This window comes from Vibrio sp. HI00D65 (genome assembly GCF_001635455.1).
In the GTDB taxonomy this organism is placed as follows: Bacteria; Pseudomonadota; Gammaproteobacteria; order Enterobacterales; family Vibrionaceae; genus Vibrio.
Map to the genome: position 1 here is coordinate 1 of NZ_LWEH01000516.1, position 1,401 is coordinate 1,401.

General features: G+C 45.5%; 2 protein-coding genes. Both read right to left on the reverse strand.

Annotation, left to right across the window (positions count from 1 at the left end; translation table 11 throughout):
* Nucleotides 1–293: 293 nt before the first annotated feature.
* Complete coding sequence (gene yigB, locus A3712_RS23190; protein ID WP_063525191.1) at nucleotides 294–1,010, reverse strand: 5-amino-6-(5-phospho-D-ribitylamino)uracil phosphatase YigB; 717 nt, start codon at nucleotides 1,008–1,010, stop codon at nucleotides 294–296.
* A 10-nt stretch (nucleotides 1,011–1,020) separates the two neighbouring features.
* Nucleotides 1,021–1,401, reverse strand: a 381-nt coding sequence (locus A3712_RS23195; RefSeq protein WP_157618868.1) for a tyrosine-type recombinase/integrase, incomplete at its 5' end; no start/stop codon positions are given.

The window sequence follows — 1,401 nt, forward strand, 5'->3', positions numbered from 1 at the left end:
CCATATCAAGTGATTGCGTAGAGAAAAGTTGAACTAGGTATTGTTTGCTATCACACCATTCGCGCTGAGCAAGTTGAGATTCTAATTGCTCCTCTGTGTTTGCGAGAAATGTATATGTTTGCATGCCAACCCTTGTTCGAAATCTAATGGAATAGAGAACCCGCAACCACCGCTATGATTGAAATGAATCGTAATCAGTAATCGCTAATTATCCTAGCCTAAACAGGCCCTTAAACTCGACTAATGTAACAATTCACTATCATAAATGCGACACAATAAGCCTGCAGTGGTCATTAAATTAGTCGCATAAGATCGCTGAGCTGTTCTATTTCAACATCAGGAAGCACACTCGCCTTCGAAGATAGGTATAAATTGGAACCAGTGTCATTAAACCAGCATGCTTGGAAGCCATTTTTCTTGGCTCCGTAGACATCCGTCCTTAAATGATCACCCACATGAAGGATATTGCTAGCATCAAAGCCTAAGTGCTGTTGTGCTTTCTCAAACATGTCTGGGTAGGGTTTAGCTTTGCCGTCTGGTCCCGCTTTAAAAATGAGTTGGAAATATTGCCCGAGTCCAATTTTGTAGGGATCAACATTACCATTAGTTATCGCAACCAAAGGAATACGCTCGGCAAGTTCCGCCATGACATGGTGGGTTTCTTGAGGAACGTCGACTTGGTTTCGTAGCCATAAGGCGTGTTCGATACCATCACGAGCCGCCTGTTCCGCTTGCTGCTGAGAGTAACCCAACTGCAGTAAACCAGTCTTAATTTGGGTTTCACGCCACAAGGTGACGTCATGCTTTAGCTCTGGATTTTCCGAGGCAACGTGTTGTTTTACAGCTTGCCACTCATCCAATGACAAAGAAGCAGACACAGGGTGCTCTTGAAAAAGCCACTGCGCCATCTCTTTCTCAACCTTCATGATCACAGGCCAGTTGTCATATAGAGTGTCATCCAAATCAAAGGTCATGGCTTTGACAGGCTGTAACCCTCGGTAAATTCGCATAGTAAAACCTTTAGTCTTTATTTTTCTTACGGGCTCTTGGGTGAGCCTGATCGTATGCTTGTGCTAGATGCTGGAAATCTAAGTGAGTGTACACTTGGGTGGTCGAGATGTTTTCATGACCCAATAATTCTTGGACCGCACGAAGGTTTTGGCTCGACTCGAGCACATGCGTTGCAAAGGAGTGGCGCAACTTATGTGGGCTAATATGGCTCGCCACAGATTGCTTCTTGCCCCATTCTTCCATGCGCCTTTGAACACTTCGGTGAGAGATACGCGTGCCCAACTTAGAGACGAACAAGGCATCCTCTCCCGGAGAAGCCAATTCACCACGGACTCTCAGCCACTTATCAACCCACTCTTTGGCTAAACCAGAGAATGGCGCCTTACGTTC